Source organism: Rhodococcus sp. SJ-2 (genome assembly GCF_053750035.1).
On sequence record NZ_JBSMJG010000002.1, the window covers coordinates 67583 to 85533 of the forward strand.

At 61.8% G+C, this 17951-nt stretch carries 14 protein-coding genes, 5 pseudogenes and 1 other annotated feature; of the genes and pseudogenes, 10 read left to right on the plus strand and 9 right to left on the minus strand.

All coding sequences use genetic code 11. The annotated features are described in order from the left end of the window. Positions 1–59: 59 nt before the first annotated feature. The 3 genes from ACSYG9_RS27380 to ACSYG9_RS27390 all read left to right on the plus strand — a co-directional run bounded on the left by ACSYG9_RS27380 (position 60) and on the right by ACSYG9_RS27390 (position 4187). The gene (locus tag ACSYG9_RS27380) at positions 60–2003 is read left to right on the plus strand and encodes an aconitate hydratase (RefSeq protein ID WP_220667141.1); all 1944 of its coding nucleotides are present in this window, start codon (positions 60–62) and stop codon (positions 2001–2003) included. A 64-nt stretch (positions 2004–2067) separates the two neighbouring features. Next, positions 2068–3258, plus strand: coding sequence for a CaiB/BaiF CoA transferase family protein (locus tag ACSYG9_RS27385; protein WP_374107783.1), 1191 nt, complete (start codon positions 2068–2070; stop codon positions 3256–3258). Continuing rightward, complete coding sequence (locus tag ACSYG9_RS27390) at positions 3258–4187, plus strand: beta/alpha barrel domain-containing protein (RefSeq protein WP_220667140.1); 930 nt, start codon at positions 3258–3260, stop codon at positions 4185–4187. The genes ACSYG9_RS27385 and ACSYG9_RS27390 overlap by 1 nt, the downstream gene beginning before the upstream one ends. A gap of 68 nt (positions 4188–4255) precedes the next feature. Here ACSYG9_RS27390 and ACSYG9_RS27395 read toward each other — a convergent pair. Then, positions 4256–4886 (minus strand): annotated as a pseudogene (locus tag ACSYG9_RS27395) (transposase); the annotation flags it as partial. A 102-nt stretch (positions 4887–4988) separates the two neighbouring features. Here ACSYG9_RS27395 and ACSYG9_RS27400 point away from each other — a divergent pair. The 3 genes and pseudogenes from ACSYG9_RS27400 (at position 4989) to ACSYG9_RS27410 (ending at position 7086) form a co-directional block, all read left to right on the plus strand. Further along, positions 4989–6271 (plus strand): annotated as a pseudogene (locus tag ACSYG9_RS27400) (IS3 family transposase). Continuing rightward, positions 5267–5395, plus strand: a sequence feature (AL1L pseudoknot). (Overlaps the previous pseudogene by 129 nt.) Positions 6272–6295: 24 nt before the next feature. Continuing rightward, positions 6296–6865: pseudogene (locus ACSYG9_RS27405) on the plus strand (ISL3 family transposase); the annotation flags it as partial. Beyond that, positions 6865–7086: an integrase core domain-containing protein gene (locus ACSYG9_RS27410; protein ID WP_432679646.1), complete on the plus strand. Its 222-nt coding sequence runs from the start codon at positions 6865–6867 to the stop codon at positions 7084–7086. The pseudogene ACSYG9_RS27405 and the gene ACSYG9_RS27410, both read left to right, overlap by 1 nt. Before the next feature lie 98 nt (positions 7087–7184). Here the strand turns inward: ACSYG9_RS27410 and ACSYG9_RS27415 are convergent, their stop codons facing one another. Genes ACSYG9_RS27415 through ACSYG9_RS27425 form a run of 3 tightly spaced genes read right to left on the minus strand, consistent with a single transcriptional unit; the run spans position 7185 to position 8067 of the window. Then, complete coding sequence (locus ACSYG9_RS27415) at positions 7185–7463, minus strand: hypothetical protein (RefSeq protein WP_220667262.1); 279 nt, start codon at positions 7461–7463, stop codon at positions 7185–7187. 41 nt (positions 7464–7504) lie between these two features. Then, positions 7505–7795 (minus strand): type II toxin-antitoxin system RelE family toxin, encoded by a 291-nt coding sequence (locus ACSYG9_RS27420; RefSeq protein ID WP_220667261.1) that lies wholly within the window; start codon positions 7793–7795, stop codon positions 7505–7507. Then, the gene (locus ACSYG9_RS27425) at positions 7792–8067 is read right to left on the minus strand and encodes a type II toxin-antitoxin system Phd/YefM family antitoxin (RefSeq protein ID WP_220667260.1); all 276 of its coding nucleotides are present in this window, start codon (positions 8065–8067) and stop codon (positions 7792–7794) included. The genes ACSYG9_RS27420 and ACSYG9_RS27425 overlap by 4 nt, the downstream gene beginning before the upstream one ends. Positions 8068–8383: 316 nt before the next feature. Here ACSYG9_RS27425 and ACSYG9_RS27430 point away from each other — a divergent pair, with 316 nt between their 5' ends. Continuing rightward, complete coding sequence (locus tag ACSYG9_RS27430) at positions 8384–9487, plus strand: tyrosine-type recombinase/integrase (RefSeq protein WP_259444483.1); 1104 nt, start codon at positions 8384–8386, stop codon at positions 9485–9487. Here the strand turns inward: ACSYG9_RS27430 and ACSYG9_RS27435 are convergent. The 4 genes and pseudogenes from ACSYG9_RS27435 to ACSYG9_RS27450 all read right to left on the minus strand — a co-directional run bounded on the left by ACSYG9_RS27435 (position 9456) and on the right by ACSYG9_RS27450 (position 13253). Continuing rightward, positions 9456–10633, minus strand: a protein-coding gene (locus ACSYG9_RS27435) for an IS3 family transposase (RefSeq protein WP_220667282.1) whose coding sequence is annotated in 2 segments (ribosomal slippage) — positions 9456–10346 and positions 10349–10633 — 1176 coding nt in all. Because the reading frame shifts where the segments join, the coding sequence is not laid out codon by codon here. The genes ACSYG9_RS27430 and ACSYG9_RS27435 overlap by 32 nt on opposite strands. A gap of 39 nt (positions 10634–10672) precedes the next feature. Then, the gene (locus ACSYG9_RS27440; protein ID WP_432677237.1) at positions 10673–11074 is read right to left on the minus strand and encodes a 4-hydroxyphenylacetate 3-hydroxylase N-terminal domain-containing protein; all 402 of its coding nucleotides are present in this window, start codon (positions 11072–11074) and stop codon (positions 10673–10675) included. A 50-nt stretch (positions 11075–11124) separates the two neighbouring features. Then, a complete protein-coding gene (locus ACSYG9_RS27445; protein ID WP_220667273.1) occupies positions 11125–11634 on the minus strand; it encodes a flavin reductase family protein in 510 nt (169 codons plus the stop codon). A 283-nt stretch (positions 11635–11917) separates the two neighbouring features. Next, positions 11918–13253 (minus strand): annotated as a pseudogene (locus ACSYG9_RS27450) (IS1380 family transposase). A 186-nt stretch (positions 13254–13439) separates the two neighbouring features. Between ACSYG9_RS27450 and ACSYG9_RS27455 the strand changes: the two are divergent. Together ACSYG9_RS27455 and ACSYG9_RS27460 are read left to right on the plus strand one after the other, a co-directional pair. Continuing rightward, complete coding sequence (locus ACSYG9_RS27455) at positions 13440–14840, plus strand: IS1380 family transposase (protein WP_308257126.1); 1401 nt, start codon at positions 13440–13442, stop codon at positions 14838–14840. A 185-nt stretch (positions 14841–15025) separates the two neighbouring features. Continuing rightward, positions 15026–15789: pseudogene (locus ACSYG9_RS27460) on the plus strand (IS5 family transposase). Between the two features lie 43 nt (positions 15790–15832). Here the strand turns inward: ACSYG9_RS27460 and ACSYG9_RS27465 are convergent. Next, a protein-coding gene (locus tag ACSYG9_RS27465; RefSeq protein WP_432793392.1) for an IS3 family transposase occupies positions 15833–17070 on the minus strand; the annotation gives its coding sequence in 2 pieces (ribosomal slippage) (positions 15833–16758 and positions 16758–17070; 1239 coding nt in all). Positions 17071–17324: 254 nt separating this feature from the next. On the opposite strand from ACSYG9_RS27465, the gene ACSYG9_RS27470 reads away from it, so the two are divergent. Next, positions 17325–17951 carry a malonic semialdehyde reductase gene (locus tag ACSYG9_RS27470; RefSeq protein WP_220667275.1) on the plus strand — a complete coding sequence of 209 codons (627 nt, stop codon included), beginning with the start codon at positions 17325–17327 and terminating at the stop codon, positions 17949–17951.

Below are 17951 nucleotides of genomic sequence, written 5' to 3' on the forward strand. Positions count from 1 at the left end.
GTTTCGGGCGTACATCCGCATTCTGATAATCGAATCCGCTTTAGTACGATTGAAAAATTATGGCTACGAATCTTACTTATCAAATCCTGGGTAGACACTTGACAGCAGGGGAACTTACGCCCGGTTCAGACATCACGGTCTCGCCCGATCAGATCCTTATCGAAGATGCGACCGGAACCATGGCGGCAATGCAGTATGAAGAGCTTGGTCTCGATTCAATCCATGTTTCTCTTGCGGTAATGTATGTCGATCACAATGTTTTGCAGATCGATGACAAGAACATGCAGGACCACCGCTACCTGAGATCGTTCTGTGAAAAGTATGGTCTCCGGTATTCGCCAGCCGGTCATGGAATCTCTCACTATATTCATCTGGAGAGGTTCACCAAGCCTGGGGAACTTCTTCTTGGTGCAGACTCGCACACGTCTACCGCTGGCGCTGTTGGAATGTTTGCGACCGGCGCGGGAGGCCTCGAAGTCGCGGTCGCCATGGGTGGCTATGGATTTGACTTCCCTTGTCCTCGGGTGATCGGCGTCGAGTTAATCGGCTATCTTGGCAATGCTGTCGAAGCAAAGGACATTGTCCTTGAGATTCTTCGCCGCTATGGTGTCCGCGGCGGACGCGGAGCCGTCTTTGAATTCTTTGGGCCCGCGGTTGAGTCAATACCAATCTCGGGTCGCGCCACAATCGCGAACATGATTATTGAGACGGGTGCAACCACAGCGGTGTTCCCTTCGGACTCTCAGACATTGCGCTGGCTTGTCGAGCAGAACAGAGCCCACGACTTTGTTCGGATGTCTGCCGATCCTGACGCGTTATACGATGACGTTATTCAGATTGACCTTACCGACCTCGTCCCGCTGGTTGCAGTTCCTCACTCGCCCGGTAATGTATTGCCGGTATCGGAGCTACCAGAGACTCGAGTGTCTCAGGTATGCGTCGGTTCGTCTGTCAACAGTTCCTACGATGATCTTGCCACTGTAGCGGCTTCAATTCGGGGCCACACGATTCATCCGCAGGTCGATTTAACAGTCACACCAGGTTCGCGTCAGATTCTCCGAACAATTATCGAAGGCGGCGTGTATGACGATCTCATGGACGCCGGGGCGCGGATGCTGGAACCCGTATGTGGTCCATGCGTTGGCATCGGTCAAGCCCCGCTGCAGGGAGCTGCTTCTTTAAGGACGTTCAACCGGAACTTTCCGGGTCGAAGCGGCACCGCCGAGGATCAAGTTTACCTGTGTAGTCCATCGACTGCTGCGGTGAGCGCTATAACCGGAAGGATCACGGATCCTTCTTCCCGGCCTGAGATCACGATACGTCCGACGCCAGCACCAGATCTGTCGCTTCATACGGCATTAATCACTGAGGTCCTTCCCGACCACGTTCGCGCAGCCGTGACCATTGAACGTGGGCCGAATCTTGTTCCTCCACCGTTACCATCGCCAGTTTCTAATGAGGTATCGGGGCGAGTTCTTATTTGTGTCGGTGATGACATTTCTACGGGTGATATGGCACCAGACGGTGCTATCGCGATGTCTGTCTGGTCGAATATCGCGCTATGTGCGAAGTTCATGTTCAACCGTCACAATTCGGAGTTCCACGATCGTGCGCTCGAATGGGGCGGCGGAGTGATCGTTGCAGGAGAGAACTATGGGCAAGGGTCAAGTCGAGAGCATGCGGCGTTGATACCCGTATATCTTGGCATTCGAACCATCGCCGCTAGAAGCTACGCTCGAATCCATCGCCGTAATCTCATCGCCGCGGGCGTAGTGCCACTTGTCCTGCCTGACGATGCGCCCGTATTCACGGTTGGCGAGGAGTGGAAATTGCACGGGCTTCGGGATGCGATTCTCGACGGTTCGCCATCGATCAGTGTATCCCTAAGCGGAAACAAATCAATCGATCTAGGAATTGATCTGACGGCAGGCGAACGGAAGGTCCTTGCCGATGGTGGCCTGCTTGCTCACATCAGAGCCGGTGGCCGTTCTCCGATAGTGTAGCGTTTCGTTACTTCATGTCTTTATATTATAGTCCATCATACGTACGTTGCAAGGAATCATGGTCATGACAAGCACACTACCCCTCGCAGGTATCCGGGTGCTGGAGCTCGGAAACTATATTGCCGCTCCCACTGCAGGCCGTCTGTTGGCAGATTTTGGTGCTGAAGTGATCAAGGTCGAGCGGCCCGGTACAGGCGATGAACTGCGTAATTGGCGTCTCTACGCGGGTTCAACTTCGATGCTTTTCCGCACAATCAATCGAAACAAGAAGTCGATTGTGCTTGATCTGCGCACCCAACAAGGTCGAGACGACGTCGTAGCTCTGGCGCGACATTGCGATATAGTGATTGAGAATTTTCGACCAGGTACTCTCGAGCGTTGGGGCATCGGACCTGAAGTCCTCAATAGTGCTAATCCGACAATAATAATTGCCCGGATATCTGCCTTCGGGCAATCAGGACCCATGTCCTCACGGCCCGGATTTGCAGCGGTTGCGGAAGCCTACGGCGGCCTCCGTGAACTTGTCGGAGAACCAGATCGGGCGCCTGCGCGCACCGGAGTTTCAATTGGTGACTCACTTGCTGGCATCTATGCCGCTTTTGGCGTGATGATGGGACTTTTCAGTCGGAGTAGAACTGGAGATAGTCCGGCACCACTACGAGATAGAATTGTCGACGTCGCCTTGAACGAGTCGGTTCTTTCAGTTATGGAATCGCTCGTGCCAGATTATCTCGCCTATGGGGTCGAACGGAAACGAATCGGCGGCCGTGTAGAAGGTATTGCTCCGTCAAACGCGTATATGTGTAGTGACGGAAAGTCGGTGGTAATTGCTGGCAACAGCGACGCAATTTTCTATCGGTACATGAATGCGATTGGCCGGCCTGACCTTGCCGACGACTCGAATCTTGCTACTAATGATCTTCGCTGGCAACGCAGGGACGAACTAGATATGGCAATTGAGTCCTGGACCGCGCAGCACTCCCGCGAAACAGTGCTCGCCATTCTCTCCGATGCCGACGTACCGTCCGGACCTATTGCGACAGCAGCTGATATCGTGGTCGACGACCAGTATCTGGCTCGAGATATGATCCAGCACTTTCCGGTTGATGTTGGCGAGGAGGATCCCAAGTTGGTGGGTTTCCCGGGGATCGTTCCCGTGATATCAGATAAGTCGTTACCGATCCGAAGTGTCGGCCCAGATCTCGGCGAACATACTGATTATATTAGGACTCATTACATCGAAGGTGGCTACTGATGACTACCGTACCTGCGCGGTCGGCGTCGCTCCGAGACGTTACGCTCCGTGATGGCCTGCAGTTGGTGGGCAAGGCTATCCCCCTTGAACGTAAACTGGAGATTGTCCGCGTCCTCCTTGATATTGGTGTGCCTGAGATTGAGATTGGGTCTTTAGCTCGTCCAGACCTTGTTCCGGCGATGGCGGATACATTGGATCTCGTCGCCGAACTCACTACGGAGGAGCGCAAACGATGCTGGCTCTGGGTCGCAACGCCGCGCCATGTCGAGCAAGCTGCCGCGGCAGGAGCGGTGAACTTTCAATACTGTCTGTCAGTGTCAAATAGCCACAATCAGGCTAACATTGGGCGCGATACAGAGGATTCTATAGCGGCTATGCCTGCGGCCATAGAAATTGCTGATTCAGTCGGGGGACGTATGCAATTGTGCTTGGCCACGGCGTTTACATGTCCGTTCGACGGGCCTGTAGATCCGTACTGCACATTGGACATCATCGCGGATCCCCGTACATATGGCAGTCACGACATCGTGTTGTGCGATACGCTTGGCCAGGCAATTCCGAGCGAGGTCGACTCTCTGGTACGAAAGTCTAGAGCGTTGGCACCCCAGCGACGGTTGGTATTCCATGGGCATGACACCTGGGGCATGGGGGTAGCGAATACGCTGGCCGCCATTAATGCCGGTGTTGACCTTGTGGATGGCGCTCTCGGAGGCCTCGGTGGTTGTCCTTTCGCTCCTGGAGCAAGCGGGAATACATCCACCGAGGATATCCTGTTTGCTACGCGTCCCGACTATCTTGATCCCTCTGCTTTTCAACGGCTCGTTGGCGTCTCGGAACAACTTCTCTCCGAACTTTCTGAGGAACCTAGGTCTCGGGCGGCACAAGGGGCTCGCTCTCGGGCGCATAGCTTTCCTTGGGTAATTGACTAATTGGTCATGCTAATGAAACTTGTGTGGACCGGGCAGAAGCAGCTTGTGCTTTGTCGGCTCTTCCGGATTCAGAGTGCATCGAGGCGTTTTGCCAGGCCGCCGGAGTGGATAAGCGACCGCAAGATGTAGTGGTTGAGGTTGCGGAAGCCCAGGGCGATGCCACGCAGGTGTTCGAGTCGTCCGTTGATCGCTTCAACGGGCCCGTTGGAGGCGCCGGTGTCGAAGTAGGCCAGGATCTCGGCACGTCGGGCCCACAACGAGCGGCCGAGCTGGGCGAGTTCGAGCAGACCGGCCGGCAGGCCGGTGTGGATCTTCTTGAGGACCTTGTACATCAAGATCTTCCCGTCCCGCTTGCGTTCCTGGTCGTAGGCCTCGATCAACTGTTGGTAGATCGCGTAGCTGATCGCGACGGCGAGATGGTCCTCGTGGGCTTCCTGACCCGAGCGCAGCCGAGTCTTCTGCTTGTCGGTGAGTAACCCGATGCGGGTCAGCAGGGTGCGGCGGACACCGAACAGCGGATCCATCACCGGCCGCGCCTGCTCGAGCGCTTCGGCGGTGGCGGTGCGATACCCAGTGAACCCATCCATCGCCACCACCCGGATGCGGTCACGAAACGACTGATCGCGGGCAACGAGCCAGTCGGTAAGGGCGGCCTTGGATCGGCCGGCGACCATGTCGCAACAACCTGGCTGGGCCAGTTCGTCACCCCCAGCTCGATCGTGCGGCAAATCGTGTCGGCAATAGCGCTATGAAACGCCCCGGGTTTGTCGGAGGCTCTCGAATCTGTGAAGGATGGAGAGCATGGCAGCACCACGGAAGTACAGCGTTGAGCTGAAGGAGCGGGCGACGCGGATGGCGGTGGAGGCCCGCAAGGACCCAGCCACGCGACCAGGGGCGCTCAAACGGATCGGCGATCAACTCGGTGTGCACCCGGAGGCGCTTCGCACCTGGGTCAAGCAGGCCGAGATCGATGGCGGGGACCGCCCGGGGACCACGACCAGCGAGGCTGAGCGGATCGCGCAGCTGGAACGGGAGAACCGGGAGTTGCGGCGGGCGAACACCATCTTGAAGCAGGCATCAGCTTTCTTTGCGGCGGAGATCGACCGCCCACAGCGTTGATCGTGGAGTTCGTCGCCGCTTTCCGCGACGAACACGGAGTCGATCCGATCTGCGCGGCCCTGCGCGACACGGCCGCCCAGATCGCTCCGTCCACAGTCCGAGCCCATCTGAGCTCTCGACGAGTCGAGGCGCCACGGGTGGTCCGTGACCGCGAGATCCTCGGTGAGATCCGCACCGTGCATGCCGACAATCTCGGCGTCTACGGTGCCCGCAAAGTCCACGCCGAACTACGTAGAAAGGGTATCGGCGTGGCCCGGTGCACCGTCGAGCGGTTGATGAAAGCTGATGGGCTGCAGGGGATAACGAGATCCAAGACGCGGAAGACCACGCACAGCGAGGGGGCCGAAACTCCGCAGCCGGCCGATCGTGTCGAACGGCAGTTCACCGCGGCGGCGCCCAACGCGCTGTGGGTGGCGGACCTGACCTACATCCGCACACACTCGGGGTGGGTGTATGCCGCGTTCATCCTCGACGTCTTCTCAAGGATGGTCGTGGGCTGGCAGGTCTCGACCACCATGCACACCGACCTCGCGCTCGACGCCTTGGATATGGGGTTGTGGGCGCGGTCGCGTGCCGGCCAGGGCGTGGCCGGGCTGATTCACCACTCCGACCGCGGAGTGCAGTATCGAGCCATCCGCTACACCGAACGTCTCGCCGAAGCAGACGCAGTGACTTCTGTTGGCTCCAAGGGTGATTCGTACGACAATGCGATGGCCGAGGCGTTCAACTCGTTGTTCAAGGCCGAGTGTATCCGTAACCCAGTCATGCGCCCTCGCGGTGGCTGGGGCGGTGTCGGCGAGGTCGAGATCGCCGTCGCCGAGTACATCGACTGGTTCAATCACCGCCGCCTGCACGGCGAGATCGGGCACGTCCCACCCGTCGAGTACGAGACCACCTACTGGTCGACCCACACAGTCACCAGCTACCGTGAGAACCCGGTCCCGGCAAACGCTGGAACCAAGTAACCGAGCCCCCAGCAAACCCGGGGCGATTCAGCACGCGCAGTGATGGACCCGTTCCACGTAGTCGCCCTGGCCGGGGAGAAACTCACCCTGTGCCGCCAACGCATCCAGCAGGACACCTGCGGGCACCGGGGCCGCACCGATGACCCGCTCTACGGCATCCGCCGCACCCTACTCACCCGGATCGAGCTGCTCACCGACAAACAGAAAACCAAGCTGCACAACGGTTTAGACGCCCGCGACGAACACCTGGCGGTCGCGGTCACCTACGCGTTCTATCAAGACCTCATCAACGCCTACGACCAACCCAACAAACGCGACGGCAAGATTCTGATGTTCAAGGCGCTGAAGAAGATTCGCACCGGCCTACCCGCCGGGCTGGCCGAACTCGCTCAACTCGGGCGTTCCCTGTGGGCCCGACGTGCCGAGATCCTGGCCTACTTCGTCACCGGCGCCTCCAACGGCCCCGTCGAAGCCATCAACGGACGCCTGGAACACCTCCGCGGAATCGCCCTCGGGTTCCGCAACCTCAACCACTACATCTTGCGATCACTTATCCACTCAGGCGGCCTGGGACAACACCTGGACGCACTCTGATTCCGGAAGAGCCGGATAACGCGTGGGCTGAATCGTTCAATGGTTCGTTGAAGAATGAACTGGTGAATCGGACGGTGTATCCGACTAGAAAGCACGCGATCGTTGATGTGACATCGTGGATTGAATTGCGTTACAATCGGATTCGTCTTCATTCCGGTCTGGGCTATCAAACCCCTGACGAAGTTGAAGCTGCGTGGTTCGAACAGACTCGGGCTGCGTGACCAGATAGTGGAGATCCCACCGTCCACGACTCACCGGGCATGTCATTGTTTGTCTCTAGCCGCGGATCACGATCCCTGAATTGAGGGTCTGACAGGGTCTAGCGGTCGATGTAGAGGCGTGCTGCGTGCCGTTTGGCGGCGGCTTGGTGTTCTTCGGCGGCGCGGAGTGTGTCGCGAAGGGATGCGAGGGCTTCGGTGATGCTGGCGATGGCTTCGGCGGGTGTGGTGGGTGCGCCGAGAGTGTCGACGGCTAGATCGTCGCGTTGGGCGAGGTCACGGTAGTCGCGCTCGATGTCGAGCGCCTGGCGTTGCAGAGCGATGATGGGGTCGTAGAGCTGGTCGATAGCGTGGTCGAGGGTGTTCCCGGGGTCGTTCACGACATTCTCTCCTTCGTCCAGGTATGCAGTGCCACAGTCAGTTAGGTGCGATAGGCGTGTGCACGGTGGTCGATTCTGACGACAACGATGGTGTGGTTGGGGTCGTCGATGCGGAGCAGGACGCGGTAGTCGCCGCGGCGGGCGCTGTGGAGGCCGGCGAGGTCGTCGCGCAGCGGCTTGCTGAGCCGGTGCGGGTTGCTAGCGAGAGGTCCGGAGACGAATTCGATGACGGCGTGGACGATCCGGGGCGGAAGGCGTTGAAGGTCGCGGCGAGCTGGGGATGCGACCTCGACCCGGTACGGGGCCGGCGAGTCTGTCGGAGCGTCGCTCATTTCGGCGGCATGCCGTGTTTGGCGCGCAGGTCGTCGATGGAGACGGTGTGGCCCGCGGCGTACTCGGCGTCGGCGGTAGCGACGTCGTCGCGGACACCGGCACGTGAGAGCCAGTAGATCGTCTCGTGCAGCGATTCGAGGTCGTCGGCCGACATCAGCACCGCAGCAGGTTTGCCGTGCTTGGTGATCGTGATGATGTCGTGCGTGCTCTCGGCGCTGTCGACCAGCGCGGAAAGCTTGTCCTTGGCTTCACCCAGTGGCACTGTCGTCATGCCGTCCAGTGTAGCCGTTTGACTGGCCTGTCAACAGCCACACTTTTAGCCGATAATATATCTTATGTCAACCCGAGCCCTGCATATTGCATCAGATGCATCAACTCGGGCACTCCTCCAACCGTGCCTCAGCAAGTGCCAACCCAACTGCTACACAGCGACATTCGGAGCATCGAAGGTTTCGCGAACGCCCCGAGAGCCTAAGCCTGTGACGTGGCAACCAACCAGTCCGCGATTCGTTGACCTGGGGTCTTGACTTGATGATGCATCAGATGAATCATTGATGCATCAGATGAGACACGGCCTGGAGGTGCCGATGGCGGTTGACGATGTTGGACGCGCCTATCTCGTCAGTGCTGTCCGGCCGCTGCACCCCGAGGAACAGACCATCGCAGAGATGCTGCAGGGATGGCGCAACCAGCAGCTCAGCCGCAACCTTCGGTTCGAGACCATCGATGCCCGCATCAAGCAGGTCGAACGGTTCATCGAGCACTCGAATGAGCACCCGTGGTCCTGGACAGTTGCAATGGTCGACGAGTTTTTCGGCGATCTCAGATCGATCCACAGTCTCTCCCAGTCCTCCATCCGCGCCTATCAGGTGGGCCTGCGGCAGTTCTGCTCATACATCAGCAACCCCGACTACGGCTGGGACCGCGTCTGCGAGGAGCTATTCGGCACCCATCCAACGCAGGTCTTCTTCGACTGGAACACGGCCCAGCACGTCCAAGAGAACGAGTCCAGGCCAGATAAGCGAGCCTTCACCAAGCGCGAGATTCAAGACTTCTTCGACCATGCCGACGACCAGGTCTCGGCGATCGCCGCATCGGGCCGCAAGGGGTGGCTGCCGGCCTATCGCGATTCCGTAATGTTCAAGCTCGCCTACTCCTACGGCCTTCGCTTCAACGAGCTCGCACACCTCCGAACCGTCGACTTCGCGCGAAACCCTCACGCCAAGGAGTTCGGCAAGTTCGGGGTCGTCAACGTGCGATACGGCAAGGCCAAGAAAGGGTCCCCTCCAAAGCGTCGTGGCGTACTTACTGTCTTCGACTGGACCCCCGACGTCATCACCGACTGGCTCGAAAACGGTCATGGCCACATGGACGACGGCATAGATCTCTTCCCCAGTGAACGCGGCAATCTGGTCTCTGAAACTACGCTGATCCGACGTTTCCGCCGATACTGCGACGATCTGGACCTGTCGCCAGGGCTCGACCTCCACTCCTTTCGACGGTCATACGCAACCCACCTGCTCGAGGACGGCTGGGACGCGATGTTCGTCCAGCACCAAATGGGTCATGAGCACGCATCCACCACCGCGATCTACAGCTGCGTGAGCAGCGATTACCGGACGCGAACGGGACTGCTGCACGATCAGGTGACAGGTTCGGTCACGCAGCCTGAGTGGCTGGTGTGGTCATGATGGTCTCGTATTCGACAGGGGTCAATCTGCCGAGCCTGGCTTGGCGTCGGCGGCGGTGGTAGGTCCGTTCGATCCAGGTGATGATCGCGATCCGGAGCTCGTTCCGGATCGCCCAGGGCTGGCGGTCGAGGACGTTCTTCTGCAGCAGTGAGAAGAACGATTCCATGGCGGCGTTGTCGCCGCAGGCGCCGACTCGGCCCATCGATCCGACCATCGCGTGCCGGCCGAGAGCGTGGACGAATTTCCTGGACCGGAATTGCGATCCGCGGTCGCTGTGGACGATGCAGCCGGCGACCTGATCTCCGGCCGCGGCCCGGCGGGCGACGGCGGAGTCGAGGGCGTCGACCGCGAGTCGGGCTTTCATTCTCGAGTCGATGGAGTAGCCGACGATCCGGTTCGAGTGCACGTCCTTGATCGCGCACAGGTAGAGCTTGCCCTCACCGGTGTGATGCTCGGTGATATCTGTGAGCCACAATCGATTCCGCTTATCGGCGGTGAAGTTGCGGGCGACGAGGTCGTCGTGGACCGGCGGCCCGGAACGGACGTGTTTGGTGCCGCGTTTCTTGCCGAACGAGCTCCACCACTTGTTGGCTGAGCAGATCCGCCACCCGGTGCGCTGCGCCATCGTCTGGCCGGCGTCGGCGGCCTCGTCGACGAGGAACCGGTACCCGAATTCGGGGTCGTCGCGGTGGGCGTCGAACAGGGCGTTGGCCCGGTAGGCCTCGTCGAGTTCGGCAGCGGTCACCGGTGTGGCAAGCCACCGGTAGTAGGGCTGGCGCGCGATTTTGAGGACCCGGCACGTCACCGCGACGGGGATGCCGTCAACGGCCAACTCACGGACGAGCGGGTACATCATTTTCCCGGCAGGTTCGCCTGCGACAGATATGCCGCGGCGCGACGCAGGACCTCGTTCTCCTGTTCGAGCAGCCGGATCCGTTTCCGGGCTTCGCGCAGCTCGGCGTTCTCACTGGCGGTGGTTCCGGGCTTGACGCCGTCCTCGACGTCGGCGGCCTTCATCCAGTTCGCCAGGCAGGACTCGCTGATCCCGAAATCGGCGGCGATCTGCTTCAGTTGCTGACCGGGCTCACGGCCACGGGCAACACGGACGACGTCGTCACGGAACTCTTTGGGATACGGCTTCGGCACAGGGCACATCCTTCCAGCAGTGCCTTGCGGCACCACAGATCAGATGTCACCTATCCGTGCAGCAGTCCCGGCCTTATAGTCGGGGCTGCGGCCCATCCAGCCGTAATTCAGGCGAGCGAAACTCGCAATGGCATCGGCGGATTCACGCAGGTCATTGCTCGTATAAGGGGACTTGAAGAACGGGTGGGTGTATCCGCCGCTACCGGTGTCGGTCGGAACCTGAAGGCTTGGATAGTTTTCCTTGTCGTGAAGGGCGTCGTATTGGCGGGCGACCATGCGCGCACTGTTGCGGAACGCCGGATGGGTCGTGACGTCCTTGACACGTTCACCATAGATCCACACCTCGCGCCCGTCGCGGATGCTCTCCAGGTATTCCTCGCCGTTGAGTGGTCGAGTAGTGGCACTGGCGGCGGTTGGCGGTGCCGTCTGTTCCGTCGTCATGATCTTCAAACTCCTTGCTGTAGAGGCGGATCTGGAGAGGCGTGTTGTATTCAGGTGGCTTGAAGTACATCGTCGGCGTATCCCCCCACCGTGCGGAACTTGCCGCCATAAAACAGCAGGGGCTCAACGTCTGGGGCGACCCCGAAGTCCTTGACCTCGCCGAGATACAAGATGTGATCGCCGCCGTCGTACGAATGCCACGGTGCGCATTCGAAATAGCCGGCACAGCCAGCCAATCTCGGCGGTTGGCCGGGGGTGCAGTCGTGCCAATCGATAATGCAGTCCTGCTGGGGTTTTCCCGCGAAGTTCATCGCGTGCTGCAGCTGAGCGCCGGAAAGGATGTTGACCACGAAGGGCCGGCCTTCCAGGTTCTTGCTGGCGTTGCTGCGCCGGTCTAGGGAGACCAGTATCAGCGGTGGGTCGAGGGACACGGCAGTGAAGGCGTTCAAAGTCAGCCCCAACTGTTCACCGTCGATTTCGTAAGTCACCACGGTGACACCGGTTGCAAAGTGTCCGAGAGAGTTCCGCAGAAGGCGGCCGTCAATAGTCACGAAGCTCATCACCTTTCCTGTCTTTGCATCGCCACACTCATTACATGAAAGTTAGGTGCGTCACATTCATCCGTCTATCCACTCGACGCTGCTTTCATCCGCTTTACGCAAGGAGTTCTAGCCTCAATCTTTCGCGAGTCCCGCGTGCCGGCCTGAGCGGCTTCGGATTGGGTGTGGAGACCGTGGATCCGGTGTGCATCTACGCTCGGTCGCCCGACACGGTCGGGTGACGCCGAGGTCCACGGCCCCGAGAACGGTTTCCTTTCGTCTCGATCGGACAGATAAGAACTGGTCACGCAGGCGCAGGAAGCGCTGCGAGCCGGTTCAGGCCGGCCATGAGAACATCGACATCCGGAGCTGTGACGGCCAGCCGCAGACGAACACGGCGGGCATGTCGGGCGATCCTCCCCGCGATCGACAGCAGCCGCAGCCGCACCCGTTTCGGTTCCCACCGCCGTGCCGGAAGCTCGGTCAACGCGAGCATCTGCATCCACGCGAGCAGCTCGCATGCGAGTTGCACGAGCGCCAACCAAATCCGGTTCTGATCGAAACGGTGCAACGGAAGATTCTGCAACCCGGTGACTTTCGCTGCTCGGATCCGGTCCTCGCACCGAGCCCTACGCCGGTGCCGCAGCTCCAGATCGGGCAGCTGGCCTCGGCGGGTGTTCGTCACGAACGCGGTCAGGCGCAGCCCGTCGCGGTCGGTGAACCGCAACTGTGCACCCGGATGCGGCCTCTCCTTCCGGACGATCACCCGCATGCCTTCCGGCCACGACGACAGATCGAGCAGGTCGGTGATCTCGGCGACCCAGGCCCCGTCGCGGACCTGGCCGTCGGAATCGTAGGCCGGGGTCCACGCCTGGTCAGGAACCAGGTCGATCGCTTCGGTGTGGGCGTCGGTCAACCCGAACCCCACCGAATACGAGAGCCGGCGCTTGGTCAGATACTCGATCAGGTGGTGGGTGCCGCCGGCGCCGTCGATACGCACCAGCACCTTCTTCCCGACCCGGTATCCCGGGTCGAACGGCAACTGTGCCAGTGCGTCCTGCACCACGGTGACGTGATCGGCAGCGGTATTCGACCCCGAATTCCCCGGCCGCAGCAGCATCGCGACGGGTTCACCGGTGCCGCCGGCGCCATGGTCGACGAACGCACACAACGAATGGAAACCGAAGCCTCGCTTGAACGTCGGGGCGGCCTGTTCCTTCTCGGAATGTGCGGTGACCTTCGGTGGCATCGATATCGAGGACCAGCGGATGGGCTTCGCCGATGGCATGGTCGGGAGCCGACGTACCGGCGGCAGTCCAGGCATGGGTGCGGGCGGTGGCGCGGGCCCGGTCGATCGCGGCGAGGGCGGTATCGGCGTCGGCGGCCAACCTGCTGATCAGGCGGGAGACAGTCGGGTCGGAAGCCACCTGTCCGAAGACTTCCGGGTGAGCACGCAGTTGCGCGTTGTCGGCGAGGCAGTCTCCGCCGAGTGCCAGTGCTGTCGCGAGATCGAGCACGATCTTGCCGGGATCGTGTCGGGCCAGCGGTTTTCGATATGGTGCGAGTTCGGTCGTCAACGCCGCAGCGAGGCCGGTCTTCTCCGCGGTGCGCAGCAGCAGGACCGCTCCGGCGTGCGACACGACACCGGTTCCGGTGGCCGATGCGGATAGATGGGGGTAGGGGGACGTAGACTTGGTGGGCCTTAGCCTCGCGGTTTCGTCTTCCGCGGGGTGAGTACGGCGTGTAAAGCACGGAAGTGCCTGTCCGGTGGTGGATTCTTGGCTTGTCGAAGGTCAAGATCCGTCATCGAGAGAGGCACTCCGCAGGTGAAGCCTAACCTCTACCCACCGCTGGTTCTCGATCGCGGCCGCGAGTCGCTGATCTCGTCGTCCGGGGCACTGCTGCTTCGCGAGACAATCCGGGTCTCGACCCTGGGGCGGGCCCTATCGCAGGTGTTGACGCCGTGGCGGTCGCCGCGATCGATCCACGATCCCGGCAAAGTACTCATCGACCTGGCCACGGCGGTCGCGCTCGGCGGTGACTGCGCCGCGGACCTGGCCGTGGTGCGGGCCCAACCGGCCCTGTTCGGACTGGTCGCCTCGGATCCGACGGTGTCCCGATTGGTCACCACACTCGCCGGTGACGTCGAGAACGTGCTGCCCGCGATCCGGCAGGCCCGTGCCCAGGCGCGAGCTGCGGTGTGGACGCGCCGACGACCGTTGGCCGGCAGATCGGGCAGTCGTGACGGTGGCCAGGTGATCGTCGACCTGGACTCGACATTGGTGACCGCGCACTCGGACAAGGAACTCGCGGAGCCAACCTACAAGCGGACCTTCGGGTTCGCACCGATGTGTGTGTTCGTCGACCACGGTGAGGACGGAACCGGGGAACCGCTGGTCCTGGAACTACGTTCGGGCAAGGCGTCCCCGTTCGACAAGCAGGATCACATCACCGCGCTCGATCACGCGCTCGCTCAGCTCCCGGCAGCGGAGCGGGGCCAGGTGCTGGTCCGCACGGACTCCGGTGGATGCTCGAAGGCGTTCCTGCATCACATCACCGACGCGGGCCTGGAGTATTCGATCGGGTTCCCCGCCCACGACACCGTCAAAGCTGCGATCGAGGCAATTCCTGTTCGGGCGTGGCGGGCCGCGATCGACAGCGACGGTGAATCCCGCGACGGTGCCCAGGTCGCCGAGTTGACCGCGTGGATGCCGGAACCGACCCGAGCCACCCGACCCGGACCGCAGGACTGGCCCGACGGGATGCGGGTCATCGTCCGCCGCGAACGCCCCCATCCCGGCGCCCAACTGCGGTTGACCGACGCGGACGGATGGCGGATCACCTGCTTCGCGACCAACACCCGCGGCCCCGGATGGACCCTGCCGGTCCTCGAGGTCCGGCACCGGCAACGCGCCCGCGCCGAAGACCGCATCCGCGCACTCAAGGACACCGGGATGCGGAACTTGCCGTTCCACGGCTTCGCCCAGAACCAGATCTGGCTCGAAATCGTCTCCCTCGCAGCCGAACTACTCGCCTGGACCCAAACCCTCGCCTGGGACGAGCGTGCGCAGGTTCGCAGGTGGGAACCCAAATGGCTACGCCTACGGATCCTTGCCGTCGCCGGACGCATCGTCCACACCGGTCGAAGGTGGTTGCTGCGGCTCCCGAGAGGATGGCCCCACAACCAGCTCATCGACACCGCCTGGACCGCCCTGCGCGCCGCCTAACCAGACACATCAGACCCGACGACCAGCCACGGAGGACCGGCGATCACAGCGCCGGCGATCCCGCACGCCTGCCCCACGAACGCGGCAACCACCTGATCAATCCGAAGTGATTCCGACGAGACGAAATCTTGAGGTTAGAGCGTGTCTCATGTGGACGAAGCGGGTTGTGGTACATGATGTGATCCGTGGTCGACGAGCTGTCTCTACGTTTGGTGCCGGATGCGTTGTGGGAGATCGCCGAACCGCTCATTCCACGCTTCGCGTCCCGACCACAGGGCGGTGGCAGTGCACCGATCGACGACCGGGCAGTGTTCACGGCGATTGTGTTCGTGTTGACGAGCGGCTGCGCTTGGCGGCACCTGCCACCGTCGTTCGGGGTGACCGTCCCGACCGCCCATCGCCGCTTCACGGCCTGGGTGCGCGCCGGGGTGTTCGAGAACCTGCACCGTGAGGTGCTCGATCGACTCGGAGGCTCAGGCGAGCTGGACTGGTCGGCAGCGATCCTGGATGCGGCGAGCGTCCGGGCAAAAAGGGGGGATCTCTGACCGGTCCCAGCCCGGTCGACCGCGGCAAGAAGGGGTCGAAGATCCACGTCCTGTCCGAAGCCGAGGGAATTCCGCTGGTCGTCGGCGTCTCGGCAGCGAACACCCACGACAGCACCATGCTGCGCCCGATGCTCGACGCCATTCCCGCGGTCAAGTCCCGCCGTGGACCGCGACGACGCAAACCGGGTCGCCTGCGCGAGCGCCGGATCGTGCCGCGGATCGCTCGCCGCGGCATCGACCGCAACGATCGTCTCGGCCGGCACCGATGGAAGATCGAACGCACCCTCGCCTGGCTCACCGGTTACCGAAGGCTCACGATCCGCTAAGAACGACATGCCGAACACTTCGCTGGCTTCCTCCAGCTTGCCGCGGCCATCACCTGTTTCAAGAAACTCTCCACATGAGACACGCTCTTAGCCCCTGATCTTGGACACGGTGTCATTTCGGTTATGCCGCTTCCGCGAGGGTAGCGGAGGCAGCGGCTTCGTAGGCGTTCGGGCTGATATTGCCGATCGCGGAGTGGCGGCGCCGGGTGTTGTAGCGGTTCGCCCAGCGGAACACGGCGCGGTAGGCAGTGGCCGCGTCGGGAAACGCAGAACGGCCTTCGAGGAGTTCACGTTTGAGGGTCGCGTTGAACGACTCGGCGAGGGCATTGTCGGCGGACGATCCGATCGCCCCCATCGACTGGGTCACCCCGAGTTGCTCGCAGAGGGCGGCGTATGCCTTCGAGGTGTAGACCGACCCGTGGTCTGAGTGGAACACCGAACCGGTAAGGGAACCGCGCTCGCGCCGGGCGGCTTCGAGCGCGCCCCCGACGAGTTCGGTGCGCATGTGGTCGGCCATCGCCCACCCGGTGAGCTTCCGCGAGCCGAGGTCGATGCACGAGGCGAAGTACAGGTTCGTGCCGCCCCCGACGGGTAGGTAGGTGATGTCGCCGACGTAGCGGCGGTTCGGTTCGCCGGCGGAGAAGTCGCGGCCGATCAGATCGGGGAAACGCCGTCCCGACTGGTCGGGGATCGTGGTGCGCACGCGACGGCGCAGCCGGACGCCGGCTAGGCCGTGCTCGCGCATCACGCGGGCCACCCGCTTGTGGTTGACCCGCCCGTCCGCGGCCGCACCCTCGTTCAGGTCGGCGGTGATCCTGGGTGCCCCCGAGGCACGGTCCCCGCCCAGCGCCGGGTCCTGCAGCACCCGGATCCGCTCAGCCAGCGCCGCATCCTCGGCTTGCCTCGCGGCACGTCCCGGCGCAGCGGCCAGCCACGCATAGAACGACGACCGGGCGATCTCGATGACCTCGCACAACCGCTTCACGCCCCAGGCGTCCTTGTGGTCCTCGACGAACTGGAAGCGGTTCACCAGTTCGTCTCCCCGGCGAAATACTTCGCCGCCTGGCGAAGGATGTCCCGCTCCTCAGCGAGCTTGGCCTGCTCGACCCTCAACGCGGCGTTCTCCGACTCCAGCCGCGCGATCCTCGCCGTCTGTGACTCGGGCCGGCCTCGGCTCGGCGCGACCGGCGCTGCACCCGCCGTCATGGTCCCCGAGCCCAGCTTGTCGACCCACTCCTTCAACGCGCCCCGAGACACGCCCAGATCCGCCGCGATCCCCTTGAGCGTCGCGCCCGGCGTGGACTCATACAAGTCCACCGCCCGACGGCGGAACTCGTCGGTGTAGTTCTTTCTGGCCATCCTTGGATTCTCGCTTCCCCCAGCAGTGTGCTGGATTCCACGTGTCCAAGATCAGGGGTCAAGCTCCCTCTGCGGGTACATCCTCCTCGAGCACCCGGCGATGTACCCGCAGAACTCGTCTTCGACCAATCTTGATGTGAGCGTTCACCATCGCAGCTGATCCAGGCCACGTCGTCACCACGGACCGAGGTCTGCCAGCACCTCGAACCTCGGCATCGCAACGTTCCGACCACACCACGACAACAAGGACGATCGTGACCAACGATGTTGAAAACGCCGCGTGTCCTCATCTGGACGCGGTCGACGAGCAAGCGCTCGAGGCACTGTTCTTCTCTGCGCGCACAGCGAACACCTTCGCTCCTATTCCGGTGTCCGACCAGCAACTCGCCGACATCTGGGAACTGGCGCGATGGGCACCGACCGGGGCGAATACGCAACCGCTGCGAGTGGTGTTCGTGCGAACAGATGCCGGACGCGCCCGACTCACTGCTCACATGTACGAGGGGAACAAGGCCAAGACCGCGTCGGCTCCTGCGGTCGCAATCCTGGCCATTGACACTCGTTTCCACGAATACATGAGCGCACTGCTGCCATTCAAACCGGAAGTCGCTCAGCTCTACGCCTCGAACGAGGCACTCCGTGATGCCAGCGCACGGCTCAATGCTGCTCTGCAGGCCGGCTATTTTATCCTTGCAGTCCGAGCCCGGGGTTTGGCTGCGGGTCCGATGAGCGGTTTCGACGCATCGTCCCTGGACGCCGACTTCTTCCCCGACGGCCGGTGGCGGTCGCTGCTGGTGGTCAACATCGGCCGTCCGGGTAAGAATGCATGGTTGGGAAGACTTCCACGTCTCGACCACACCGAGTGTCTGCGCTGGGAATGA